This window comes from Caulobacter sp. Root1472 (genome assembly GCF_001426985.1).
GTDB classification, from domain to species: Bacteria; Pseudomonadota; Alphaproteobacteria; order Caulobacterales; family Caulobacteraceae; genus Caulobacter; species Caulobacter rhizosphaerae.
In genome coordinates this window covers 150,769-175,416 of the sequence record NZ_LMFX01000007.1, presented here as the reverse complement: position 1 = coordinate 175,416, position 24,648 = coordinate 150,769, and the positions used below count along the sequence as shown (strand labels likewise).

General features: G+C 69.5%; 23 protein-coding genes. 3 read left to right on the top strand and 20 right to left on the bottom strand.

The window, feature by feature from the left end; genetic code table 11:
* Positions 1 to 85 precede the first annotated feature (85 nt).
* The 7 genes from ASD47_RS07155 to fdxA all read right to left on the bottom strand — a co-directional run bounded on the left by ASD47_RS07155 (position 86) and on the right by fdxA (position 6,097).
* Positions 86 to 460 carry a GFA family protein gene (locus ASD47_RS07155; protein WP_082564509.1) on the bottom strand — a complete coding sequence of 125 codons (375 nt, stop codon included), beginning with the start codon at positions 458 to 460 and terminating at the stop codon, positions 86 to 88.
* A gap of 101 nt (positions 461 to 561) precedes the next feature.
* On the bottom strand, positions 562 to 810 hold the full coding sequence (locus ASD47_RS07150; protein WP_056753612.1) for a hypothetical protein: 249 nt from the start codon (positions 808 to 810) through the stop codon (positions 562 to 564).
* A gap of 159 nt (positions 811 to 969) precedes the next feature.
* Complete coding sequence (locus tag ASD47_RS07145; protein ID WP_056753686.1) at positions 970 to 1,233, bottom strand: hypothetical protein; 264 nt, start codon at positions 1,231 to 1,233, stop codon at positions 970 to 972.
* Positions 1,234 to 1,247: 14 nt separating this feature from the next.
* Complete coding sequence (locus ASD47_RS07140; RefSeq protein WP_056753609.1) at positions 1,248 to 1,721, bottom strand: Hsp20 family protein; 474 nt, start codon at positions 1,719 to 1,721, stop codon at positions 1,248 to 1,250.
* A gap of 512 nt (positions 1,722 to 2,233) precedes the next feature.
* Entirely contained in the window at positions 2,234 to 4,600 is a 2,367-nt protein-coding gene (locus tag ASD47_RS07135) for a TIM-barrel domain-containing protein (RefSeq protein ID WP_056753605.1), read from the bottom strand.
* Between the two features lie 221 nt (positions 4,601 to 4,821).
* Complete coding sequence (locus tag ASD47_RS07130) at positions 4,822 to 5,328, bottom strand: CarD family transcriptional regulator (protein ID WP_019848404.1); 507 nt, start codon at positions 5,326 to 5,328, stop codon at positions 4,822 to 4,824.
* A 427-nt stretch (positions 5,329 to 5,755) separates the two neighbouring features.
* Positions 5,756 to 6,097: a ferredoxin FdxA gene (gene fdxA, locus ASD47_RS07125; RefSeq protein ID WP_056753603.1), complete on the bottom strand. Its 342-nt coding sequence runs from the start codon at positions 6,095 to 6,097 to the stop codon at positions 5,756 to 5,758.
* Positions 6,098 to 6,341: 244 nt separating this feature from the next.
* Between fdxA and ASD47_RS07120 the strand changes: the two genes are divergently transcribed.
* The 3 genes from ASD47_RS07120 (at position 6,342) to ASD47_RS07110 (ending at position 10,301) form a co-directional block, all read left to right on the top strand.
* Positions 6,342 to 8,435 (top strand): EAL domain-containing protein, encoded by a 2,094-nt coding sequence (locus tag ASD47_RS07120; RefSeq protein WP_156402144.1) that lies wholly within the window; start codon positions 6,342 to 6,344, stop codon positions 8,433 to 8,435.
* A gap of 72 nt (positions 8,436 to 8,507) precedes the next feature.
* Complete coding sequence (locus tag ASD47_RS07115; protein ID WP_056753600.1) at positions 8,508 to 9,104, top strand: hypothetical protein; 597 nt, start codon at positions 8,508 to 8,510, stop codon at positions 9,102 to 9,104.
* Positions 9,105 to 9,191: 87 nt separating this feature from the next.
* The gene (locus ASD47_RS07110; protein WP_056753598.1) at positions 9,192 to 10,301 is read left to right on the top strand and encodes an MBL fold metallo-hydrolase; all 1,110 of its coding nucleotides are present in this window, start codon (positions 9,192 to 9,194) and stop codon (positions 10,299 to 10,301) included.
* A gap of 13 nt (positions 10,302 to 10,314) precedes the next feature.
* On the opposite strand, the gene ASD47_RS07105 is transcribed toward ASD47_RS07110, so the two are convergent.
* The 13 genes from ASD47_RS07105 to ASD47_RS07050 all read right to left on the bottom strand — a co-directional run bounded on the left by ASD47_RS07105 (position 10,315) and on the right by ASD47_RS07050 (position 24,575).
* Entirely contained in the window at positions 10,315 to 10,602 is a 288-nt protein-coding gene (locus tag ASD47_RS07105; protein ID WP_056753595.1) for an RNA-binding S4 domain-containing protein, read from the bottom strand.
* Complete coding sequence (locus ASD47_RS07100; protein ID WP_056753592.1) at positions 10,599 to 13,145, bottom strand: helicase-related protein; 2,547 nt, start codon at positions 13,143 to 13,145, stop codon at positions 10,599 to 10,601. The genes ASD47_RS07105 and ASD47_RS07100 overlap by 4 nt, the downstream gene beginning before the upstream one ends.
* Before the next feature lie 167 nt (positions 13,146 to 13,312).
* The gene (locus ASD47_RS07095) at positions 13,313 to 15,877 is read right to left on the bottom strand and encodes a polynucleotide kinase-phosphatase (protein ID WP_056753590.1); all 2,565 of its coding nucleotides are present in this window, start codon (positions 15,875 to 15,877) and stop codon (positions 13,313 to 13,315) included.
* Positions 15,878 to 15,884: 7 nt separating this feature from the next.
* Entirely contained in the window at positions 15,885 to 16,391 is a 507-nt protein-coding gene (locus ASD47_RS07090) for a hypothetical protein (protein ID WP_056753580.1), read from the bottom strand.
* Positions 16,391 to 17,776, bottom strand: coding sequence for a 3' terminal RNA ribose 2'-O-methyltransferase Hen1 (locus tag ASD47_RS07085; RefSeq protein WP_056753578.1), 1,386 nt, complete (start codon positions 17,774 to 17,776; stop codon positions 16,391 to 16,393). Before ASD47_RS07085 ends, ASD47_RS07090 begins: the two co-directional genes overlap by 1 nt.
* Positions 17,777 to 17,797: 21 nt before the next feature.
* Entirely contained in the window at positions 17,798 to 18,043 is a 246-nt protein-coding gene (locus tag ASD47_RS07080; RefSeq protein WP_056753575.1) for a hypothetical protein, read from the bottom strand.
* 1 nt (position 18,044) lies between these two features.
* On the bottom strand, positions 18,045 to 19,361 hold the full coding sequence (locus ASD47_RS07075; protein ID WP_056753571.1) for a TROVE domain-containing protein: 1,317 nt from the start codon (positions 19,359 to 19,361) through the stop codon (positions 18,045 to 18,047).
* 893 nt (positions 19,362 to 20,254) lie between these two features.
* Positions 20,255 to 20,644 carry a MucR family transcriptional regulator gene (locus ASD47_RS07070; protein ID WP_056753568.1) on the bottom strand — a complete coding sequence of 130 codons (390 nt, stop codon included), beginning with the start codon at positions 20,642 to 20,644 and terminating at the stop codon, positions 20,255 to 20,257.
* Between the two features lie 66 nt (positions 20,645 to 20,710).
* Positions 20,711 to 22,270, bottom strand: coding sequence for a SulP family inorganic anion transporter (locus tag ASD47_RS07065; protein WP_082564505.1), 1,560 nt, complete (start codon positions 22,268 to 22,270; stop codon positions 20,711 to 20,713).
* A complete protein-coding gene (locus ASD47_RS07060; protein WP_056753563.1) occupies positions 22,267 to 22,962 on the bottom strand; it encodes a carbonic anhydrase in 696 nt (231 codons plus the stop codon). Before ASD47_RS07060 ends, ASD47_RS07065 begins: the two co-directional genes overlap by 4 nt.
* Positions 22,963 to 23,123: 161 nt before the next feature.
* Positions 23,124 to 23,627: a recombinase zinc beta ribbon domain-containing protein gene (locus tag ASD47_RS27240; protein WP_200945237.1), complete on the bottom strand. Its 504-nt coding sequence runs from the start codon at positions 23,625 to 23,627 to the stop codon at positions 23,124 to 23,126.
* Positions 23,624 to 24,364: a recombinase family protein gene (locus ASD47_RS27235; RefSeq protein WP_200945236.1), complete on the bottom strand. Its 741-nt coding sequence runs from the start codon at positions 24,362 to 24,364 to the stop codon at positions 23,624 to 23,626. Before ASD47_RS27235 ends, ASD47_RS27240 begins: the two co-directional genes overlap by 4 nt.
* 19 nt (positions 24,365 to 24,383) lie before the next feature.
* Positions 24,384 to 24,575, bottom strand: a complete 192-nt coding sequence (locus tag ASD47_RS07050) for a hypothetical protein (protein WP_056753562.1) — start codon at positions 24,573 to 24,575, stop codon at positions 24,384 to 24,386.
* Positions 24,576 to 24,648: the final 73 nt, after the last annotated feature.

Here is a 24,648-nt window from a genome sequence, read left to right as displayed (position 1 = left end):
GCCTGTAAAAGACCTTTGACATGCCGGCGTGTGCTGTCAAATTCTTTTTACAGGCCGGGGGCGGCCTGGCCGATCCCGGGCCGGTCTAATAAGCCTTGCCGTCGTACTTGCGCACCGGCAGCTGGTCCCAGGCGAAGTCCACCAGCAGCCGGGCGTTGATGCTGATGCGCGGATCGTCGAAGTCGGGCGCGCCGTTGTCGAAACTGGGAAATTCCGAATAGGTCGGGCAGCCGCAGATGGCGCAGTGGTGGTGCTGGCCCAGATAGTGGCCCCACTGATAGGTCGAGACCCGGTCGCGGGCCGTGGTCAGTTTGAACTGGGCCGGCCGGTAATAGGCGTGCAGGGCGCCGCGCCGGGAGCAGAACGAGCAGTTGCAGTCCCCCAGTTCGGTCGGCGCCTCGGTCACCTCGAACTGGGTGGCGCCGCAGTGGCAGCGGGCCTTAAGCGGCAGGTCGGTCATGACGATCTCCATCTTGGAACAACGCCGGCATCGTGACGCGCCCCTGCTGACAGCCTGCTGTCAACAGGCGACCAGGGGCCGTCGCCCGAGGTCGCCTTACCTTAAGCCGCCCGGGGCTGGGCGGGATCTTGGCCCGGTTCGGCCGGACAGAGGAAGCGGCCCGCCAGGTCGCCGTTGCGGAGCCGCAGCTCCAGCACGCAGGTCCGGCCCGCCCGGTTGAAGCGTTGGGCCAGCCATCGCGCGGCCGCCTCGGCTCGGGCGCCGCTCTTGAAGATCATCGGGTTTTCGAACTCCGGGCAACGCACGCCCCAGGCGTCGCCCTCGGGGGCGACGGAAATCACGGTCGGCACGACCTTTCTCCAAATCAAACTGAAAACGGGGCGGCCGGCGGGCAGGGACGGCCGACCGCCGATCCAGGGCTCCGACCTGACGGTGTCAGGCCGGCGCTCCAGACCTCGGCTTCACGCCTTTTCCGACCGGCGTCCGCTTCGTCGGAAAAGGCTCCGGCCTCAGGAGGGGCTCGCGGCGTCCAGGCGCCGGAGCGCGGCCAGCACCTCGCTCACCGGCACCGGGGCGCTGGTGCCCAGCAGCCAGCGGTAGGTGGGGCGATCCTCGACGGCGCTGGCGTCCGAGGCCCAGGCCGCCAGGATTTCGCGCTTGGCCCGCAGGTCGAGGTCCCCGTCCTTGACCACCTCCAGCGGATGCAGGAAGCCGACGGCGGGGCGACAGGGCCAGGGCGCGGCGCGTTTGGCGGTTTCGGAAGCGACGAGCATGGTCATCTCCCGCCTCAGGCCGCCTTGCGGGCCTTGTCGGGCCCGGCCAACTGCTGCTGGCGAGCCTGGCCGATCTCGATGCGCCGGGGCTTCAGCGCCTCGGGGACTTCACGCTCCAGATCGATCGTCAGCAAGCCGTCGGCGTGGCTCGCCGACCGGACCACCACGTGGTCGGCCAGTTCGAAGCGCCGCTCGAACCCGCGCATGGCCACGCCTCGGTGCAGGAAGTTGCGCGCGCCTTCCTCGGCCCGGGCCTTCTTGCCGGACACCACCAGCAGGTTCGGCTGGGCGGTCACCTCCAGCTCGGCCGGCGAAAAGCCCGCGGCGGCGATCGTCACGCGATAGCTGTCCTGGCCCGTCTTCTCGACGTCGAAAGGCGGATAACTGGCGTCGGCATTGCTGCGCAGCGCCGCCTCGGCCAGGTCGGCCATGCGGTCGACGCCGATCATCGAGCGATAAAGGGGGGAAAAGTCGAAAGCGGTGCTCATTTCCATCTCCTCGCAAGCAAGTTGGACATGAGGGGCGCCCGAAGCGCTCGGCGCCCCAGAGCCGAACCCATGAGGCGTTCGGCACGAGGCGAATTTAATACAGGCCAAGCACGGGTCAAGCACCGGTCGCCGGATTTTTCGACGATCAGGTAATCGGTCTATTTATCACCGCTGTGGACCGGGTCCGTTCAATGGCCGTGGAGGCGGTTTGCAGTAAAGCGAGACGACGTATCGACGAGTTGTCGGGGCGGCGCGCTCCAGGATCTGCCGGCATCCGAACATGCCGGAGTTTAAGCCAAGCCCCACGCCTGAAAGCTTGAAGATCTGTCCGAGTGACGGCGACGGGGGAGGGGGCGATCGCTACGCGGCAGCGGGATCGGCGTTCAGCGCGGGAGCCGAAAACCTCGTCCTTCGACAAGCTCAGGATGAGGTTTTCTTGCTGCTGGGCTTGTGAATGGTCCTCATCCCGAGCTTGTCGAAGGACGAGGATCACGCACGAAGCCGAGCATCCTCTAAGGCGCGCCCACCACCGTCTCCTGGCCGGTGTAGCGCACCGTCCGGGCCGGCGGCGTCACCGTCTGGTCGCCGACCCAGACGATGTTGAAGACCCGCTCGCGCGGCATGCCGGGATAGCGTCCCTTCCGCGCCCCGATCGTCAGGGTCTTGCGGGCCTCGTTCCAGCGCAGGTCGATGGTCGCCCGCCGACCCTGCCGGTAGCCCTGGCCGTCGCCCTCGTCGTCATAGAGGGTGAAAGCGCCGTCGGCCCCGCGATAGACGCGGATCTCCAGCGGCGCGTCGGCGCCAGCCTGGGCGTGCGGGACCACCGGCGCCAGCGGCAGGATGGCCCCGGCCCGGACATGGATCGGCAGGACGTCCAGCGGCGCCGCGGCCGTCACCGTCGATCCGCCAGCGTAGCGGCGGCCGGTCCAGAAGTCGTACCAGGGCGCGGCGCCGGGCAGATAGACGGTCCGGGTCTCGGCCTTGGGCTGGACCACCGGGCTGACCAGCAGGTCCTGTCCGAACAGGTACTGGTCGGAAATCCCGTGGGCCCGCGGGTCGGCGGCGAAGTCCATCTCCAGCGGCCGCATCATCGTGTAGCCCTGGTCGGTGACCCGCCACGACGTCGCATAGATGTAGGGCAGCAGCCGGTAGCGCAGCTCGACATAGCGCCGCAGGATCCGTTGGGCCGGCTCGTCGAACCGCCAGATCTCCTTGGCCGGACCCGTGCCGTGCACCCGGAACATCGGGGTGAAGGCGCCGAACTGGAACCAGCGCACGAACAGCTCGCGATAGTCGGGATCGCTGGGCTCGCCGCCGAAGAAGCCGCCGATGTCGGTGTTCCAGTAGGGAATGCCGCTGGCCACGAAGTTCAGCCCGGCCGGGATCTGCTTGCGGAACACCGCCCAGTCGCCGTGGATGTCGCCCGACCAGGTGACCGCGGCGTTGCGCTGCTGGCCCAGCCAGGCCGAGCGGGTCAGCACGAACGGCCGCTTGCCAGGCGCGTTCTTCAACTGGCCGTCATAGACGCCCGTCGTGTGCATCAGCGGATAGGCGTTGTAGACCTCCGCCCCCGGGCCGGCCGCCGTGGTCAGGGCGCGCATCTGGCCCCATTCGCCGCCCAGCTCGGCCTCGCTGGCGTCCAGCCAGTAGCCGTCGAAGCCGATCGGGGTCATCGATTTGGAGATCTGCGACCAGTAGAGGTCGCGCCCGGCCTTGCCATAGGCGTCGTACCAGCGGCCGGAGCCTTCCGGATAGACGTTGCGGTAGGTGGGCGGGAACAGCACGCCGGCCGCCTCCAGCGCCTTGGTGTTGGCCAGGCCCGCATCGAAGCGCGGCCAGACCGAGACGATGGCGTGCACGTCCATCGCCTTCAGGTCGGCCAGCATCTTCCTGGGGTCGGGGTAACGGGCGGGATCGAACTGGTGCGAGCCCCATTGGCCCGGGGCCCAGTACTGCCAGTCCTGGATCACCGCATCGATCGGGATGTTCATCTGGCGATAGCGGCGGGCGATCCCGACCAGCTCGTCCTGCGAGCTGTAGCGTTCGCGTGATTGCCAGAAGCCCCAGGTCCAGCGGGCCATCATCGGCGCCGCCCCGGTCAGGCGGCGATAGCCGGCGATCACCGCGTCGGGCTTGGAGCCGGCGATGAAGTAGTAGTCGACGTCGCGCCCGGCCTCCGACCGGAACGCCAGCTGGTTGGCGGCCTGGGGCAGGCCGACCTCGACGGTCGTCACCGAGGCGTTGTCCCACAGGATTCCGTAGCCTTTCGTGGACCACAGCATCGGCACGGCGACGTCGGTGTTCTTCTGCTGCAGCAGCACGCTGTGGCCGGTGCGGTCGAGAGCGCCGTCCGAATGCTGGCCAAGGCCCAGGAATTCCTGCGGACCGGAGATCTCGAACGCCTGGCGGATCGAGAACTGGCCAGGCGCGCCGCCCGTGGCCGGCGCCAGGCCGTCGTCCCCCGCCGCCAGCAACTCGCGGGTGTAGGGCTTTCCGGCCGCGTCGCTGAACGACACCGCGCCGCTGTCGCGGGCGATGGCCACCTTCAGCGCCGGGGTGGTGATCTCGACGCCGCCGGCGGTGGTGGCGACGCGGAGGCGCTGGGCCGGCCGCGGCAGGACCACCGCCAGGCTGGTCCGCTCCGGCGCCGCGTCGCGGTAGCGCCGGACCCGGACGATGTTGTCGCCCCAGACCTGCACATTGACCGCGCCCTGGGCCGTGCGGATCGTGAGGCCGTCCTCGCCCTGCTGGACCGCCGAGGCCGGCGGCCTGGCCTGGGCGTGCGCCGCCTCGGCCATCGGCCAGGCGGCCAGGGCCAGGCCCACGATCAGGAGCCGCCAAGGCCGTCTGGCCCGGCCCTGGAACTTTGCGTCGGTCATTGGAATCCTTCCTGCGCTTCCTCGTCGGCACGGATTCTGTGTCCGTGGCCAGCCTGGTTCATGTCAGGGTAATTGACAATGGTAACGGTATCAATCGACCTCGTACGGGTCGCGACCATTCGGCGCCTCAGAACATTTCCGGACGTCAGAACGCAAAACGCCCCCGGATCGAAATCCGGGGGCGCTTCGCTTTAACTCTGACTATTGCCGTCAGACCGCGCTCAGGCGGCGTTCTTGACCAGAGACTTGGTCAGGATGCCGATGGCGGCTTCGCGGTCGATGCGCTCGATGGCGGCGACTTCCCGGGCCATGCGGTCCAGGGCCGATTCATAGAGCTGGCGCTCGGAATAGGACTGTTCCGGCTGGTTTTCGGCGCGGTGCAGGTCGCGGACCACCTCGGCGATCGAGATCAGGTCGCCCGAATTGATCTTGGCTTCGTATTCCTGGGCGCGGCGCGACCACATAGTGCGCTTCACGCGGGCGCGGCCCTTCAGGGTGGTCAGGGCCTGGCTGACGACATTGCCTTCGGCCAGCGGGCGCAGGCCCGCGGTCTTGGCCTTCTTGGTCGGCACGCGCAGGGTCATCTTCTCGTGGTCGAAGGTGATGATGTAGACCTCGAGCGACATCCCGGCCACTTCCTGGGTCTCGACGCCCTGGATGCTGCCCACGCCGTGCGCGGGATAAACGACGTGATCGCCGACCGAGAATTCCAGACCGCTCTTGCTCATTCGTTCGTCCTCAATAAGTTCGGGCCAAGCCCAAAACACCGCGTCTCGAAACCATCCAAAGGGTGTCCCAAACGGCGACAAGGACCCGTCCGCGAAATGTTGCGGGGCCAATACCGGTCAGGATTTGGAATAGTGCTTAAGTCACCCTTCGCCTTCGATCGGGCGCGCCGGTTTCCCGGCTGACATCGTCCACATGACGGCAGGCGCGAACAATCGCGACCGTTACGTCGAGAGCGACAATATCATAAAATTCAGCTTGATGAAAGGCTTGCGACCTGTTTAGCCGCCCGGCCAAGCTGATTTGGCCGATCTTTCGGGAGATTTACGGCGAAATACGCGATTTCGCTCGTCCGTCCAGCGGGGGCGGCGTGATCGTCAACCATCCGTCGGCCGGAGCCCCCTGAGCCGAAGCCCGGGGCCAGTCGGCTCAGCTGCCCTTGCCGGGCTTTTCGCTGAAATATTTCTCGAACTTGCCGGTTTCGCGTTCGAAGTCTTCGCGGTCGGCGGGCGGCGTGCCCTTGACCGTGATGTTCGGCCAGATCTTGGCGTATTCGGAATTGATCCGCAGCCATTTGCCGTCGGGCTCGTCCTCGGTGTCGGGCTTGATGGCGTCGATCGGGCACTCGGGCTCGCAGACGCCGCAGTCGATGCATTCGTCCGGATTGATGGCCAGGAAGTTCTCGCCCTCATAGAAGCAGTCGACCGGGCACACCTCGACGCAGTCCATGAACTTACATTTGATGCAGGCGTCGGTAACGATGTAGGTCATCGAAGGCTCGGTGTATTCCGGGACTAGCGCGAGAGAGGCCGCGTTTTCGAAGCCAAGGGGCCGCTTGTCAATGCGGCTTGGCTGCGCGCGGGCCCAGGATTTCTCACATCCCCCTCCCTGTGGGCGGCCGGCGCCACCTCAAATTGGCGCGGATCTTTGGATACCGCCGTTACGTTACCCTTTCTTATCGAAGCTCGGTCACAACCAAGCCGAGGAAAACAAACAAGAAGTCGACTACCCGACCATGACGAGAACCGCCGTGCGCCCCCAGGTCTCGATCACGACCCCGCAGACCAAGACCCTGGGCGCCCAGATGGACGCCTTCGAAACCTTCGTGCGCCACGCCCCGTTCGCGGCGGCCCTGGTCGACGCCGACTTCCGCCTGACCGCCGTCAGTCCCGACTGGGCCAGCCACGGCCTGTCGCCCGGCGTTTCGATCGGCGACGATTTCCGCCGCGGCCTGGTCAGCCCCGAGGACGTCGCCAGCCTGGAGCGCTGCGTGGCGTTCGGCGAGCCGTTCTCGCGCTACCGCTCCATCGCCCTCAATGACGCCGAGCCCCGGATCTGGCGCACCGAATTCGCCGCCACCCAATCGGGGCAAGGGGAGGGCGAGGCCGGCCGCACCCTGGCGGTGATCGTCACCGCCCGCGACGTCAGCGGCTACGCGGAGACCGCTCTGAAGGCCGAACGCGACCAGCAGCGGCTGAGGATGGCGCTGGAGCTCGATGAACTGATGGTCCGCGAATACGACCTGCGGACCGGCGAGATCTACTGCTCGGGCACCTCGCCCGAACTGGAGAAGTGGTGCCTGTTCAAGAACGACCCGCTGGAGATCGTCCATCCCGACGACTATGAGCGGATCGCCGAAATGGTCCGGTCGCGCAAGGACGGCGAGGCCCAGGTCTTCGAGTTCCGCCTCAACCGCGACGACGGGGTCGAGACCTGGGTGCGCTCGGTCGGGAAGAAGTTCCTGGGCGCCGACGGCAAGCCCGAGCGTCTGGTCAATCTGTTCAAGGACATCACCGACCGCCGCCGCCAGACCGAGGCCGTCGAGAACCTGGCCTTCAAGGACAGCCTGACCGGCCTGCCCAACCGCGCCTATTTCAATCGCAAGTTCCAGGAGGCCGTCGACGCCTCGGAGATCATGGGCGAGCTGTTCGGCCTGATCATGATCGACGTCGACCACTTCAAGGACATCAACGACACCCTGGGCCACGACGCCGGCGACGCGCTGCTGAAACGCCTGGCCGAGATGCTGCACGCGGCGTTCCGGTCCGGCGACACGGTGGCCCGGCTGGGCGGCGACGAGTTCGCCGTGATCCTGCGCGGCCTGCATTCGGAGGCCGACATGATGCGGCCGGTCAACGCCCTGCAGGACCTGCTGCGCCGACCCATCGAGCACGCCGGCCGCAGCTTCTCGGTCAGCGCCAGCATCGGGGCGGCGCTGCACGGTGATCCCGACGCCGATCCCAGCCACATGATCAAGAACGCCGACATCGCCCTCTACCGGGCCAAGGACGAGGGGCGCAACCGCAGCGTCGTCTTCGACCCCTCGATGCGCTCGGCCCTGGAGCGACGGATCGAGTTGCTGCGCGACGTGCGCGCGGCGATCACCGCCAAGGAGTTCGTGCTCTACTACCAGCCGGTGGTCGACCTGGCGTCCAACAGCGTCAGCGGCTTCGAGGCGCTGATGCGCTGGGACCATCCCGAGCAGGGCGTGCTGACCCCCGACCGCTTCATGGCCGCCTTCGAGGACCAGGACCTGTCGCTGAAGCTGGGCGACCTGGCGTTCGAGACCGCCTTGAAACAGATGCGCCAGTGGCTGGACGACGGCGTCGAGTTCGGCCGCGTGGCGGTCAACATCTCGGCCGCCCAGTTCCGCAGCGGGCGCCTGGCCCAGGAGGTCCAGGAGCGTCTGGCCCGCTGGAACGTGCCCTGCGACCGGCTGACCATCGAGGTCACCGAGAACGTCTATATGGGCTGGGGCTCGGACATGGTCAGCGACACCGTCCGCCAGCTGCACCAGGCCGGGGTGATGATCGCCCTCGACGACTTCGGCACCGGCTACGCCAGCCTGGCCAACCTGCGCCAGTTCCCGATCGACCGGCTGAAGATCGACAAGTCCTTCGTCCAGAACGCGGAGGACGCCGCCATCGTCAAGGCGGTGATCACCCTGGGCAGCTCGATGGGCATGAAGGTGGTCGCCGAGGGCGTCGAGGACCAGGACCAGCTGGAGGCCCTGGCCGACTACGGCTGCGACCAGATCCAGGGCTACCATTTCAGCCGGCCGATGCCGGCGGCGATGGTGCCCGGCTATCTGCTGCGTTTTGGGGCATAGCGGTCCCGCGACCTTGCGTCGCGCGGGCGCTTCATCTTCTCTTCACCCGACCGACGCGAATTTGCCGGTGCGATGAAGATAGACCAGATCTCGGCGACGGCCGGCGGCGGCCAGACGGCCTTTTCCTTTTCAGGCGGCGTCGCGGCGGCGACCGCGGCGGTCAACGACGCCAGCGGCGCGACCCCGGTCGGTCGCCAGCTGGACGCCTATCACGCCCTGTCCGGCCGCTGGGCGGGCGCCGGCCACGGCGAGCGCGCCGCCCTGACCCACGCCCTGACCGAGTCGCCGTTCGCCAAGACGATCCAGACCGCGGTCAACACCTTCACCCGCGCCGCCTGGCCCGGCGCGGACGCCGCCCCGCCCGTTCCGCAGCAGCGGATGAAGGAGGCCTTCGACGGCCTGTCGAGCGACCACCAGCAGATCATCGCCTCGCTGCAGGTGGGCATGCCCGGCTCGCCGCCGCCGGCCTCGGTCGACGACTACCGGGCCCGCCTCCAGGCCGACCTCGACGCCGTCCAGGCGCCGCCCGCGGCGACCGACACCGTCACCCTGTCGCCCGAGGCCCAGGCTCGCCTGGCCGGCGCGGCGGCGGAGCCGGCCGCCCCGGCGGTCGCGCCGACGCCGGAAATGGCCCCCGCGATCAACGCCTACACCAAGGCGGGGCGGTAGGGCGTTCGCTCGCGCTTTGCGCGGTCGTAGCCGAAACGCCGGCTTCGTGGGAGGATCGCGTCCGCCGACGCCGGCCGGAGACGCGCGATGCCCTCGATGCCCGAGCTCTTTACCGATCGGCGGGCGTTGATCGCCGGCCTGCTGGCCAGCCTGTCGGGCATGTCGATGAGCCCGGTGCGGGCCGAGCCGCGCTTCAAGGCGCCCGTCGTCGACCAACTGACGCTGCAAGTGCTGATCGACAATGCGACCTTCGGCCCCTTCCTCCCCAACCTGACCCTGCCTGGCTTCGAGGTGCGCCGCGAGACGGGCGACCGACGCCCGCGGATGTCCCGCCAGGCGCTGAAGGCCGAGTTCGGGCTGTCGATCCTGGGCACGTCGCGGATCAGGGATCAGACCCGGCGCGTCCTGGTGGACTTCGGCTACACGCCGGAGACCCTGACCAACAATCTCGCCTTGCTGGGCCTCGACCCCGACCAGTTCGACGCCGCGGTGCTGAGCCATGGCCATCTGGACCACTATGGCGGCTTCGCCGGCCTGTTCGCGGGACGACCCGCCAGGGATCGCCACCTGCCGCTCTATGTCGGCGGCGAGGAAACCTTCTGCGAGCGGGTGGCGATGATTGCCTCGCCCCCGCCGGTGATGGGGGCGCTGGATCGCGGCGAGCTGGCCCGGGCAGGCCTGCAGGTGCGCATCGCGCCTGAGCCGGCGGTCGTCGCCGACCAGGCCTTCACCACCGGCGTCATCCCGCTGACCTCCTTCGAGCGGGCAGCCATACCCACGGCCATGCGCGCCGGGGTGGGGTGCGACGCGGCCAAGCTGTCGCCGGGCAAGCGCGACGGCCAGACGCCCGACGACGGCGAGCACGAACTGGCCACCTGCTACGTGGTCAGGGGCCTGGGCCTTGTGGTGGTGTCCTGCTGCAGTCACCGGGGCGTGCTCAACGCCGTCCGGCGGGCCCAGGCGCTATCGGGGGTCGACGAGGTCCATGCGGTGGTCGGCGGCTTCCACCTGGTGCGTCCACGGACCGAGGACGAGGCCAGGCGGACAGCCGCTGAATTCGTCAAGATGGACCCGACCTACATCATTCCCATGCACTGCACCGGGGAGGTGTTCATCGCCGAGGCGACGCGCCTGATGCCGGACAAGGTGATACGCCCCTATGTCGGAACCCAGCTGGTGTTCGACGGAAAGGCATAGGGCCAAGCGGTCCCTACCCCTCCACCGCCTCGTACAACTCCCGCGCTTCCGTCGCCGGGCCCCGCCGCTCGCCGAAGCCCAGCACGCGCACCGAGACGACGCGGCCGCCGATGGCGAACATCAGGGCGTCGCCGATGCGCAGGCCGCGCGAGGGCTTGTCGACGCGGCTCTCGACGCCCGTCCGGGTCAGGCGGATGCGGCCTTCCTCGACGAAGCGGCCGGCCAGGGAACGGGTCTTGAAGAACCGCGCGCGCCACAGCCAGACGTCGGCGCGGCAGTGGCCCGGATCCTCGTCGCTCATGAGGCGGCCTTGGCGGCGGCGGCCGGTTTGCGGCGGCGCGGCTTTTTCCGCCTCGGCGGCGGCTCGGTCAGCCTGGCCAGGGCCGCGAACGGCGAATCCGGACGTGGCGTGACCCTGGGCTCGGGCCGCTGGGCGCTGCGCCGCTTCCACACGATCGGGTCGCCCTCCTTGGGCCGGATCGCGGGGGTGTAGTCCAGGGCCCGCAGCACGGCGGCGGCCTCGGCCGGGGTCCAGCCCAGGGTGTCGCGGGCCGCGTCGGTCAGCACCACCCCGCCCGGCCGCTGGCCCTCGCGCAGCAGGGCGTCCAGCCGCTCCAGCATTTCGACCGGGGCCAGATGCCGGCCCACCAGCCGCAGGCCGTTGGCCGACAGGGCGCGGGCGTCCGGCGCGGGAGTGGGCGCGGCGGCCAGGCGCTCGCTCTGCCCGCGCCAGCCGCCCGGCATCAAAGCGCGGGCGGTCGCCACGGCCTCTGGCCGCAGTACCGACGGCAGGAACAGGCTGAACGCCCCGATCCGCACGCCCAGGGCCTTGAGGTTGCGCCGTTCGGCCTGGCTCATCGCCTTCAGGTCCGGGTCGACCGCGCGCTTGTCCAGCACGCCGCCGGCCTCCAGCAGCCGGTGGGCCAGGCCGCGCGGCAGACCCTTCAGCTCGCCGCCGGACAGCGCCCGCTCCAGCTTGCGCAGGCCGGGCAGCTTGCGATCGACCTCGGCGGCCAGGAAGGCGTCCAGCCGCCGCTCGGCGCGTTCCCGGACACTGGCCTCGCCCAGTTCGCCCAGCAGGCGCGCGCGAGGATGGAGCAGGTCGCCTCCGGCTCTCACCGCCCCGGCCGCCTCGCCGTTCCACAGCACCACGCCGTCTGGCGTCAGGGCGAAGGCGCCGTCGGGCTCGGCCGCCAACTTGCCCAGGCGACGGGCGATCTCGGGGGTGACCGCCCGCTGGGCGGTGTTGCGCAGCGCCTTCTCCTCCAGCGCGCTGGCGCCCTTTTCCTGGACGAAGGTGACGCCGGTCAGCCGGCCGACCACCTGGCCCTCGACCGTCACCGCCCCGTCGGCCCCGACGCCGGCCAGCATGGTCTCGCGGTCGCCCAGCTGGCGCATCAGCACGCTGGTGCGCCGGTCGATGAACCGGGCCATCAGTTTCTCGTGCAGGGTGTCGGAGAGCCGGTCCTCCAGCTGCCGCGTCGTGCCCTGCCAGTGGACGGGGTTGTGCAGCCAGTCGCCGCGGTTGGCGATGTAGCTGAGGGTGCGCACGCCGGACAGGCGGGCGGCCAGGCTGTCGATCTCGCCGTCGGTGCGGTCCAGCGCCTTGAACTGGCCGGCGATCCAGTCCTCGGGCAGGCGCTTGCGGCCCGTGGTCAGGTCGTCGAACAGGGTGCGGACCATGCGCTGGTGGTCGTCGTCGGTGGTCTTGCGGAAGTCCGGCGTCTGGCACACGTCCCACAGCCGGATCAAGGCCGAGCGGTCGGCCTTGCAGCGGGCGACCACGTCCTCCTGCTGGGCCAGCTTGCGCAGGGTGCGCTCGTCCAGCGCCTCTTCCGACAGCGACAGGCCCGCGCGATGCGGCGGCTCGGCCAGCGAGCGCAGCAGGCCCTGCAAGGATCCGAAGTCCAGCCGGGCGTTGCGCCACTCCGCGCCCATCACCGGCTCGAACTGGTGGTTGACGACGCTCTCGACGAGGTCCTCGTCCATCTCCTCGCAGTCGCCCGTGACCCCGAACGTGCCGTCGCGGGTGTAGCGCCCGGCCCGGCCGGCGATCTGGCCCACCTCCTGCGGGTGCAGCCAGCGGGTGCGCCGGCCGTCGAACTTGCGCAGGCCCGCGAAGGCCACGTGGTCGACGTCCATGTTCAGGCCCATGCCGATGGCGTCGGTGGCTACCAGGAAGTCGACGTCTCCGGACTGGTAGAGCGCGACCTGGGCGTTGCGGGTGCGGGGGCTCAAGCTGCCCATGACCACCGCCGCCCCGCCCCTCTGCCGGCGGATCAACTCGGCGATGGCGTAGACGGCGTCGGTCGAGAAGGCGACCACCGCCGAGCGGCGCGGCAGGCGGGTCAGCTTCTTGGAGCCGGAATAGGTCAGGGTCGAAAAGCGTTCGCGGCTGACGATCTCGGCGTCGGGCAGCAGGCGGCGCACCAGCGGGGCCATGGTCCCGGCCCCCAGCAGCATGGTCTCGAACTTGCCCCGGGCGTGCAGCAGGCGGTGGGTGAAGATGTGGCCGCGCTCGGGATCGGCGCACAGCTGGATCTCGTCGATGGCCACGAACTCGACCTCGCGGCCCAGCGGCATGGCCTCGACCGTGCAGACGAAATAGGCGGCGCGCGGCGGGACGATCTTCTCCTCGCCGGTGATCAGGGCGACCGACGCCTTGCCGCGCAGCTTGACGATCCGGTCGTAGATCTCCCGCGCCAGCAGCCGCAGCGGCAGGCCGATCATCCCCGAGGCGTGGCCCAGCATCCGCTCGACGGCCAGATGGGTCTTGCCGGTGTTGGTCGGGCCCAGCACCGCCGTCAGCTTGGAAGGGGCCAGGCCTGTCGAACGGTCGCTCATGACTCAAAGGTGGGATGGGAATCGCGGCGGGGCAAGCGGGAGCGCGGCGAGAAGCGCGGCTTCTCTCCTGAGGCCTGGGACCGGAGTTTCAGTCCGCCGCCTGCGCTCCTCGGCTCGAGGCCGCCCGGACGCCTGGGCGAAGACTCCGGCGCCGCTTGCTGTCGCCCCTATAGCCTTGGGTCGATCGGCTCGCTCTCCATCGCCAGCACGGCGAAGACGCATTCGTGGACCCGGCGCAGCGGCGCGCGTTCGACGAAGCGCTTAAGCGCCTCGTGACCGAGCGCGAACTCGCGGAGCGCCAGGTTGCGCTTGCCGCCCAGGCCTCGCACGCGCAGGCGTTCCAGGTGTTCGGGCGCGTCGTACTCCGGACCGTAGATGATCCGCAGGTACTCGCGGCCGCGCACCTTCAGCGCCGGCTGCAGGAGGCCCTTGGCGCCGCGCGCCACGAAGTCGCGCGGCTTGACGACCATGCCTTCGCCCCCGGCGCCGGTCAGGGCTTCCCACCAGGCGACGGCCTCGGCGCAGGCGGCGTCGTCGGCCAGCGGCACGACGCGCCAGCGGGTGGAGGCGACGACCGGATCGCCGGTCGCCGCCAGGCGCTCGGCCAGGCCCATGTGCCAGGCATGATCCTGGTCGAACCACACGCGCCCCTCGCTGGCCAGCAGATGGAACGGCGCGACCTTCAGGTCGTCGACCCCGGAAACCGGCCAGACATAGGGCGCCCAGGCCTTGGCGTAGAGGTCGGCGCGCCCGGCCCGGTCCGCGACCTTCGCCAGCAGTTCGGCGACCGGCGCGCCATGGGCCGCGGCGCGCGACAGCGCCTCCGCCGCCGCCGCGAGCCCCGCGCGGGACGAGGCCGCGACGGGGGCGTACTGGGCGTCGATCAGGGCGCCGGCCTTGGCCGACCAGGGCATGATCTCGGCGTCCAGCAGCAGCCAGTCGGTGGAAAGCTCGTCCCACAGGCCGGCGGCCTCGACGGCGGCGCGCAGCCGGGCCAGCAGGGCTTCGGTCGTCGCGGTCTCGGCGAAGAAGCCGCGCCCCGTGCGGGTCCAGATCGCGCCGGTCTCGCCGTCCGCGGCGTCGAAGCGGGCCTTCGCCGCCTCCGCCGTTCGGCAAAGGGCGATCACGGCCCGCGAGCCCATGTGCTTTTCCTCGCAGACCACCTCGGCCACGCCGCGCTCGCGATAGTGGGCGAAGGCCTCCTCGGGACGTTCCAGCCAGCCGTCGCGCGCGCTGGTCTCGACCGGCGACATGGTCGGCGGCAGATAGGCCAGCCACTGCGGGGCCAGGGCGAAGCGGCTCATCACCTCGATGGCGGCCGAGGCGTTCTCCTCGGCGACCACCACGCGACCGCGCAAGGTCGTGTCGATCCAGCGTCGGCCGCTGACGTCCTCCATGTCCAGCAGGTCGTCGGCGGCGGCCTGGCTCGAGCGGTCGCCGCCGACGGGACGCAGCGGGCGCATGGGTTCGCACCAGACCTGGCGAGCGGGGACCTCGACCAGGGCCTTTTCGGGCCAGCGCAGGGCCGTCAGCTTGCCGCCGAACACGCAGCCGGTGTCGATGCAGAGCGTGTTGTTGACCCACTGGGTCTCGGGCATGGGCGTGTGACCGTAGACGACCGCCGTCTCGCCCCGATAGCCGGCCGCCCAGTCGGCCCGGACGGGCAGGCCGAACTCGTCGATCTCGCCGGTGGTCTCGCCATAGAGCGCGAACTCGCGCACCGCGCCCGAGCCGCGGCCGATCATCTCGGCCTTGAGGCCCGCATGGACCACGGCCAGGCGACCGCCGTCCAGCCAGACGTGGCTGCGCAGGTCGTCCAGGAAGGCGGGCAGGGCGGCGCGGAAGCCGCGGTCGGTCCCGTCGTACTGATCGATGGTCTGCTGCAGGCCGTGGGCGATCGTCACCTTGCGGCCTTCCAGCCAGCGGCCGAACTTGCGCTCGTGGTTGCCCTGGACGCAGTAGGCGGTTCCGGCCGCGACCATGCTCATGACGATGCGCAGCACGTCGGGCGAGTTGGGCCCGCGATCCACCAGGTCGCCGACGAAGACGGCCTTGCGGCCCGCCGGCGGCGTGACGACGACCGAGCGCTCGCCGCTCGTCTCGCCCCACGCCACGACATAGCCCAGCGCCGCCAGCAGGTCCTGCAGCTCGTCGGCGCAGCCGTGGATGTCGCCGACGATGTCGAACGGCCCCTGGTCGTGGCGCTTGTCGGTCCACAACGGCTTGCGCTCGACGGCGGCGGCGTCGATCTCGGCCTCGCTGGCCAGCTTCCACACCTGGCGGAAGCCCTCGCGCTGCAGGCCGCCCAGGCCGTGTCGGATCTCCGAGCTCATGCGCTGGACGACGCCGATGCCGAAGTCGCGATCGGCGCGGGCCTTGTTGCGCGAGAAGCAGGTGTCGACGCCGGGGTCCAGGACGATCGCGACGGGCAGGGCGTGCCAGCGCCGGGCCAGCTCGATCCAGCCCTTGCGGTCGGCGGGACGCACGTTGGTGGCGTCGATCACCGTCAGCCGGCGGTGCTTCAGGCGCTTGTCGGCTATGGCCTTGACCAGCTCGAAGGCGTCGCCGCTGATCGACTGGTCGGTCTCGTCGTCGACGACCAGCGCGCGGCAATGGTCCGACGAGATCACCTCGGTCGGGGCGAAATGCCTGGCGGCGAAGGTCGATTTGCCGGAGCCCGAGGCGCCGATCAGCACGACGAGGGCGAAGTCGGGAATGTCGAGGGTGGTCATGGTGTCGTCAAAGCTCGTCGACCAGGCGGCGGAGCGTATCGCGTAGAGGGGAGGAGGCTTGGCGGACCTCGAAGCTCTCGGCGATGAACTCTAGAACGCTGTCGTGGAAGGTGAAGATGAAGTGGCGCAGCGCCGCGTATTGCGATGCGTGGTGATAGGGATGGACCCGATTGGCGCGCTCGAGGTCGGCGATCCAGGCCGAGTTCGTGACCTCGAACGCGGAGAATGGCTCCAGGCCCAGCTTGGCCAGACGGTGCCCCGAGATGGCCTCGTCGTTGGGCGGGCCGAAGAGATGCGCCCGGCAGAAGGGGACCTTGAGCACCGCCAGGGGCTCGTTCTCGGAGTCCTGTTCCACGACGCGGATCGTCGATCCGTCCCAGTCCGGCTCGTAGGTCTGCAGCAGGTAGCAGACGAACAACGTCTGTTCGTCCGCCACCAGGCTGGGCAGAGGCGCGCCGACCGAAGATTGCGGCACGTCGAGGCGGACCAGCGCCTCCTTGGACTTGCCGAACATCAACCAGCCCTCGTGAAGACGGCCATCTGGGTCGGCGCGCCGAGCGTCTCGTCGCGCTTGCCGATGTCGTCGTAGGCGACCGTGTAGCCGTGGGCGGACGCCACGCCTTCGGCCCAGGCGCGGAACTGCGCCCGCGTCCACTCGAACCGGTGGTCCGGATGGCGGAAGGCGCCGGCGGTCAGGTTCGGGAAGAGGGCGTTGTACTCGGCGTTCGGCGTAGTCACGACCACGGTCCTGGGCCCCGCCGCGCCGAACACCACCTTCTGCAAGGCGGGCAGGCGGTCGGCGTCCAGATGTTCGATCACCTCGACCAGGGCTGCGGCGTCGACATCCTCCCAGCGACGATCGCGGTAGGTGACCGAGCCGTGCAGCAGGGTGACCCGACCTTCGGGCGGACCGCCGGCCAGGTGCAGCTTCAGCCGCTTGGCCGCCCATTCCAAGTCGCGGGCGGCGGCGTCGACGCCGATCAGGCGCTCGACCCAGCGTTCGCGCACCAGGCGCTGCAGCAGCTTGCCCTCGCCGCAGCCGAGGTCGGCGATCGCCTTGGCGCCGCTGGCGCGCAGGGCCTCGGCGACGGCGGCCATCCGTTCGTCGTTGAGGCGCAGCGGCGCTTCCAGCGCATCCTCGGCGCCGGGCTTGCGTTCAGCCGGATCGACGGCCTCGTCGCGGGTCTCGGGCGCCAGGCGCTCCAGAGCGTCGCGGGCCAGGGCCTTGCGATGGATCAGGTAGCGGCGGACGATCAGGTCGCGGGCCGGATGGGCTTCCAGCCAGCCCTCGCCGCGCCGCATCAGCTTCTCCACCTCGTCGTCGCCGACCCAGTAGTGCTTGTCGTCGTCCAGCACCGGGATCAGCACATAGAGGTGGTTCAGCAGGTCGCGCAGGCGCGCGGTCGCCGACAGGCGCAGGGTCACGTAGCGCGACGGCGCGCCGTCCGCGCCGGCCACGCTCTCGACGTCGGCGGTCCAGCCCAGCGGCTCGAACAGCTGGCGCACCAGGGCCTCGCCGCCCCGCGCGGGCAGGGGCGTGACGACGGCCTCCAGCGGGATCGCGCTCTCCGCCAATTCGGGCCGCTCGCGCGAGGTCCCGGTCATGGCCGTACGCAGAGCGCGGGCCAGGGCCACCGACAGGAAGGACGAGGCGGCGTAGGGGCGGTCGTTGACGTACTGGTCCAGCAGGCCGTCGCCCCGGCCCTTGCCACGCACCAGGCCGACGGGATCGACGTCCAGCATCAGGGCCGCCTCGCAGCGATCCTCGCCGACCTGCGGATAGAACACGTGCGCCTTACCGAACGGCAGCTCGGTCTCGTGCACGCGGCCGGGGTGCTTGTGCAGCAGGAAGCCCACGTCGGTGGCGGGGCGATGGGTGGTGGCGATCGACAGGAACATCGGAGGCTTTCGGACGGGCGTTCAGTCTTCGGAAGGGGAGTCTTCGGCCGGGTCGAGCTGGTCGTACTCGCCCGGCCGAAGACCGGTCAGTCGGTAGATGAGCAGCCAGGCCTCGACGGCGGCGGCGACCGGCCCGGGAACCGGCAGGCCCGCGAACCAGCGGGACACCGAGGACCGGTCCACCCCCAGGGTTTCGGCGAGCCGGGACATCCAGCCCCGCTCGCCGAAAAGGGTGATCGCCGCCTGCCGCAAGGCCTCCGGGCTCATCCTAGCGAACCTCCGCCGTCAGGCGTTCGTGCTCGCGGATGAAGCCCAGGACGGCCTCGGAGAAGCCGTCGACATGGACCCAGTTCGGGCCGTAGCCGACGCCGTTCCGGGCGCTGGCGACGTTGACCATATAGGCCTTGGCCGCCTTCGGGGCCGGAACCCGGTCGTGGGACTGCTCGTCGGTCACCACGATCAGCCGGTCGTGGGCCAGGGCGTTGATCTTTTCGATCGCCTTGCCCAGTTCCGTGCCGCCGTGGGGCTGCGAGCGGACCACCACGTCGATCCCGGCCATGCCCCGACGGGGCGGGACCTCCTTCACCGCGTTGGAGAAGGTGAAGACCCGCACCTCGCCCGGCACGATCGAGGCCAGGGTGGCGGCCGCGTCCATCCGGGTCAGGTCCGACCGGGCCGACAGACGGGCGTCCATCGAGCCGGAGACGTCGACCAGAATGATCGTCCGCCCATCGAAGACCGCGCCTTCCAGCACGGTCTCGGCCAGCGCCTGGTCGAGCCAGGGCTCGAACCGCGGCGCGGCCCGGGCGGCCGCCACGTAGCGGAAGGGCAGGACCCGTTCCGCGCCGCGCCGCGCCAGGATGGCGTCCTTGACCAGGGCCTCGTCGACGCCGGCCTGATCCATGTTCCGGAGGTTCCGGAGCAAGGCCAGGTAGCCCAGCTTCTTCTCGGCCAGCAGGCGCTGGAAGGTTTCGCGCTTGTCCGCGCCGCCCGAGAGCGCGACCTCCCAGGTGTCCGGCGCCGTCAGCGTGCGGTCGGCGACCTGCTTCCACAGGGCCGCCTGCGCCTCGTCCTTCGGCTTGGCGTGGACCAGGAACAGCACGTCGCGCAGCTTCACCGGACCCTCGCGGTCGTACTTGGCCAGCTGATAGGCGTCGAACTTGCCGAAGGCGGCCGCGAGGCCCTTCTTCGTCTGCTTGCTCAGCGGCCGCCGGCCATGGCGCCAGTAGAGCGCCAGGAACTCGGTGAGTTCGTCGGCGCGCTGGATCACCCGCTCGATCGTCTGAGCGACCAGCGGCGTGCCCGATCCCGTGCGGGTCAGGGCGCAGAGCAGCATCAGCGGCGCATGGCGCAGCTTGAAGGTCTCGCGCGCCTCGATCGCGAGATCGGCCGTGACCTGCGGCGCGACCGCGCTCGCCAGGGCGGCGATGCGGTCGGCGATGGCCAGGCCGTCCTCGTAGAACTCGTCCTCCCACAGGAGGCACGAGAGCACCGACCGGCGCAGTTGTTGTTCAGCCGTGAGGACCACGGCGGGGGCGCCCTCGAAGGTGACGTCGGGGCGCTTGGCGAAGATGTTGAAGCGCATGGCGCTCTTCTCCTGACGTCGCTTGGGGTTTCCAGGCCGGTCGGGAGGCGGACGAGACGTCCAGGCCCCGATGGCCGAAACCGGCGTCGGGGAGGTCTAGGGCGTGCAGCCCTCCGGACGTTCAAACTTCAGATTGCTCGAAGTCATGGTCTCGTTCGTCGCCTGATCGGGTCCTCGCGACGCCGGCGGCGTCTCTTCGAAGACCAGAGTTCTTTAGTCCAGCTTGTTGCGTAATGCAACAAGCTGGACGAGAAAAATGTCGACGGGGAATACTCGGCTCGGGAGGGCGCTTCCGCCGGGCGCTCGCGACGCCCGGACCCGGTTGACTTTCGTCCCGGCCGCCCTTTGGTTGGAGCGATGAACCCGGTTGGCCATCACCGCCGTCGACGATCTTCCGGGGAACAGGCGCACCGCGGGCCTCCCTCTTGCGAGGAAACGGTGCGCAGCTTTCGCCCGCCTGCCGTCACCCGAAGAATCCGCTGTGCTACGCCGCCGGATCGATTGGCTTCCCGAGGGGGAAAATCCGGAAACGGCGTGGCGCTCTACCAGACTGAGCTACGGGCGACTTGCGTCGTCCGGAGGGATTCGAACCCTCGACCTCCCGCGTGACAGGCGAAGTAACCGTTTCCTGCGCCGCCCTCCGTTCCCGCCACCGAAGCGACGAGAGGCGTTCGTATAGTCAAGCCTGTTGCTTCATGCAACGAAAAACGGTGACGATGGGGAATATTCGGAAGCGGCGTTCCTGATGCTCTACCCACTGAGCTATGGCGAGAGGCCCCGCCAGCGGGACTCGAACCCGCGACCGTCAGATTATCGATGAAACCGCTTCCTGCGCCGCCATCGTCCCGCGGTCGGATACATCAGAATGTTGCATTGTGCAACATCAGGCCGGTCTAGGCGCCCAATCGACCGCGGCGCGCGGCTTGCGAGCGAAGATCCGAGAAGCTGCGGGCCACCAGCGGATAGTCGTCGGTCAACCCCCATTTGGCGCGATATTGGGCCTCGGTCAGGCCCTGCTGCTTGAGATGGCGGCGCAGCGAGCGATAGCGGCGGCCGTTCTCGAAACTGACGATGGCGTCAGGGGTGACGCTGGCGGCGATGGCTTCGGGGCTGGGCGGCCTGGTCGGCTCCGCCCTCGGCAAAGGAGCCAGCACCGCCTCGAGCGCGGCATAGGTGCGGGCGGTGAGCCCGGGCAGGTCGTCGGGCGGCACGAGGTTGCGGCTGAGGTAAGCGCAGAGGACCCGCGCGGCCATCTCGGCGGCGCGCTCCTGGGCCTTGGTCATCGGGAGTTCTCCAGGAAGGCGCCCAGGAACGGGGGGGCGTTCCTGGGCTTGGGTGCGGCGGCCGGATCAGTGGGCGACGGCGGCGCGGAGACGATCGCCGAACGCGCAGGGACTGGGCAGCTCGACCTTCACTCCCGCCCTGGCCTTGCCCTTCAGCCAGTCGCCGAGGGCTTCGGCGCAGGTGTGGTCCAGGCAGGTCAGGGCCCGGGTGTCGAGGCGGACAACGCCCCCGATCGGCGCGGCGTCCAGGACCTTGGCGATCTTGGGCAGCTGGACGAAGGTCGCCGCGCCCTCCAGGCGGATCTCGCTCTCGGTCTCGCTCAGCGCGTGCTGGGCGACCCGCAGGCGCATCTTCCGCAGGTTGGGGATCAGCTCCAGCAGCGTCAGGGCCATGCCGATCAGCACGCCGGTCAGCAGGTCGGTGGCCACCACCGCCACGAAGGTCGCCGCCCAGATCACCGCGGGCAGCAGGCCGTAGCGGGCGAACAGGTGGCGGACGTGGTCCAGGCTGACCAGCTTCCAACCCGTGACCACCAGGACCCCGGCCAGGGCGGCGCTGGGGACCTGCCGCAGCAGCCAGGGCAGCAGGGCGACGAAGGCCAGGATCCAGGCGCCGTGCAGCATGGTCGAAAGCCGCGAGACGGCCCCGGCCTGGACGTTGGCCGAGCTGCGCACGATCACGCCGGTCATCGGCAGGGCCCCGACCGCGCCGCACAGCATGTTGCCGACGCCCTGGGCGAACAGCTCCTTGTTGTACTTCGTGCGGGGACCGTCGTGCATGCGATCGACCGCGGCCGCCGACAACAGGGTCTCGGCCGAGGCGATGAACGCCACCGCCAGGGCGGTCAGCAGCAGCATCGGGTCGGCCATCCGGGCGAGGTCGGCCGCGCCGGGCACGGCGATGGCCGCGGCGATCGACTCCGGCACGGCGATCTTCTGGACGTCGAGGCCGAAGCCCAGGGCGACCAGCGTGCCGGCCAGGACCCCGAGCAGCGCGCCGGGAACCAGCTTCAGCCTGGCGGGGCGGAACTTCTCCCACGCCAGGATCGAGCCGATGGTGACCAGGCCGACCACCAGGGCGGCCTCGACCGCGCCGAGGCTGGTGAAGGAGACGCCGCCCAGGGCGGCCGGGATGGCGGCCAGGTTCTCCAGCCCGTGCGCCTTGGGCTTGTCGGCGAACAGGACGTGGAACTGACCGGCGACGATCAGCACACCGATGCCCGCCAGCATGCCGTGGACCACGGCCGGCGAGATGGCGCGGAACCATTGGCCCAGCCTCAGCGCGCCGGCGACCAGCTGGATCAGGCCGGCCGCCAGCAGGAGCGGACCCAGCATCGAAAGGCCGTGCTTGGACACGATCTCGAAGACGATGACGGCCAGGCCGGCGGCGGGACCGCTGACCTGCAGGGGCGAGCCGGCCAGGGCGCCGACGATGATCCCGCCGATGATGCCCGTGACCAGGCCGCGCTCGGCCGGGACGCCGGAGGCGACGGCGATGCCCATGCACAGCGGCATGGCCACCAGGAAGACGACGATCGAGGCGGTGAAGTCGCGCGACAGGATCGCCTGGAGTCCGAGCTTGCCGCCCGGCGACTCCTTGGGGGAGGTGATGGCGGCCTGGGTCATTCGGCGGCGATGCCCAGGTGGTCGGCCGCGACCATGCGGCGGGACGGGCGCTGGGCCACGGGCAGCGGGGCGCCCTCATAGACCTGTTCGAACTGGCCGGTGTCGCCGTTATAGGCCTGGATCTGGCCGGTCTCGATCTCGAAGAACCAGCCGTGCAGGGTCAGCTCGCCCTTGGCGATGGCCGAGGCCACCGACGGGTGGGTGCGCAGGTGGTTGATCTGGACGACGACGTTCTCGAGCGAGAGGGCCCGCGTTCGGCCGTGCTCGTCGAGGTCCTGATAGCACGAGCAGACCACGCTGTGGGCTGCATGGGCGTGGCGCAGCCAGGCGGCGACATTGGGCATCTTCTCCAGAGCCTCGGGATGGGAGAAGGCCTTCATGGCCCCGCAATCGGAGTGGCCGCAGACGACGATGTCGCGCACCCCCAGCGCCACCACCGCGTATTCCACCGCCGACGACACCCCGCCGTTGGCCTGGGAGAACGGCGGCACGATGTTGCCGGCGTTGCGGCAGACGAACAGGTCGCCGGGACTGGCCTGGGTGATCAGCTCGGGCACGACGCGGCTGTCGGCGCACGAGATCATCAGGGCCTTGGGACTCTGGCCATGACTGGCCAGGCGCTCGTAAAGGGCGCTCTGGGCGGGAAAGACCTGGCCGCGAAACAAGGCGGCGCGTTCGAGAAACTGTTCCAAGGGACCTCCGTCGATTGGCCGCCGCGGCGCCGAAAAAGGGGGGACGACGCCGCGGCGGGGCGTCATGGCGAGGATCGCCAGACGCAGGGACGAAGGTGGTTTTCGGGTTTTGCTGCGATGCAGCGGCTTTGTGACAAAGGATGTCTGGCGGTCGGGCCGACCTAGAACCGGCCCAAAGCCAGCCTAGGGCTGTCAATAACGCGACGTGTTCGCAGTTGCGTGGGTTTCAGACGATTGCTCTCCTCGATGAAGGCCCGCATGGCCTCGGCGATCACGTCGGGCGAGACGAGGCGATCCTTGAGCCCGGCAATGACCCGCGCTTCCAGCACGTCGCGGACGATGGTGCGGCTGTTGGAGCAGCCCTTGCCCATCACATGGCCGACGCAGCCGAAGCGGTTGTTGCCGCGCTTGGCGACGGCCCCGCCACAGACGCCACAGACCAGCAGACCCGACAGCAGGGTCTTGGGCCGCCGGTTGGCGGAAGCCGCCGCCGTGCGGCTCTTGGCCATGTTGTCCTCATAGACGTGGATGAGGCTGTCCTGACGCTGCCGGGCCGCATCCCACAGCGCGTCGCTGACGATGCGAAGGTGCGGAGCCTCGACGCTCACCCACTCGCTCTCGGGATTGAACCGAGGCTCCACTCGGCCGGTGTCGGGGTTCTTCATCCGCCGACGCCGGTTCCAGACCATGCGGCCAACATAGAATTCGTTGTTGATGATGCCCGAACCCAAGGCCCGGTTGCCCGGATAGAGCTATCGCACCACTTGCTGCCCCACGGCGCGGTCACGCCCTCGGCGTTCAGTTCGATGGCGATGCGGCGCGGGCTCTTGCCGGCGGCATAGTCGCGGAAGATGCGACCGATAATTTCAGCCTCCTCGGGAACGATGTCACGCTCGCCCGTCGTGACCTTCCCGGCCGCGTCGATCTGCCGGACCACCCGATAGCCGTAGGCGTTGCCGCCGCCGACCTTGCCGGCCTCCACGCGCCCCCGGATGCCCCGATGGGTCTTGGCGGCGAGGTCCTTGAGGAAGAGCGCGTTCATCGTGCCCTTGAGGCCGACGTGAAGCTCGCTGATCTCGCCCTCCGACAGGGTGACGATCGGCACGCCCGCAAAGCGCAGGCGCTTGTACGCCCCGGCGATGTCCTCCTGATCGCGGCTCAGCCGGTCCAAGGCTTCGGCGAGAACCAGGTCGAACTTCCCGGCCAGCGCGTCACGCAGCAGCGCCTGGAAGCCGGGGCGAAGGACCACGGTTGCACCGGAGATCGCCGCGTCCGAATAGGTCTCCACCACGTCCCAGGCTTGCTTGTCGGCCTGCATCCGGCAGATGCGGAACTGGTCTTCGATCGAATGGGGCGACTGCTTGTCGTCGGAGTAGCGAGCGTAGAGAGCGACACGGGTCATGACCGAAGGTCCTTCCTTGTCAGTCCTCGCCTGTCTCCTGCGAGGAGGTGTTGTCGTTGGCGGCTTGGCCGCTCCGGAAAACGTCACGGGCGATCTGGCGGCCCAGTATCCGGGCGATCTCCATGACCATGGCTTCGACCCGCGCCTCGGCGCCTGGGTCGTTGTCGTTGCTGGCGCTGATCAGGGTCAGCTTGCCGGGCTCATCGACCATGGCGGCCGCTCCGCGAGGGAAGGCCACCAGCCTCAGTCCAGGCGAAGATCAGGTCAACATCAACTCAGTAATA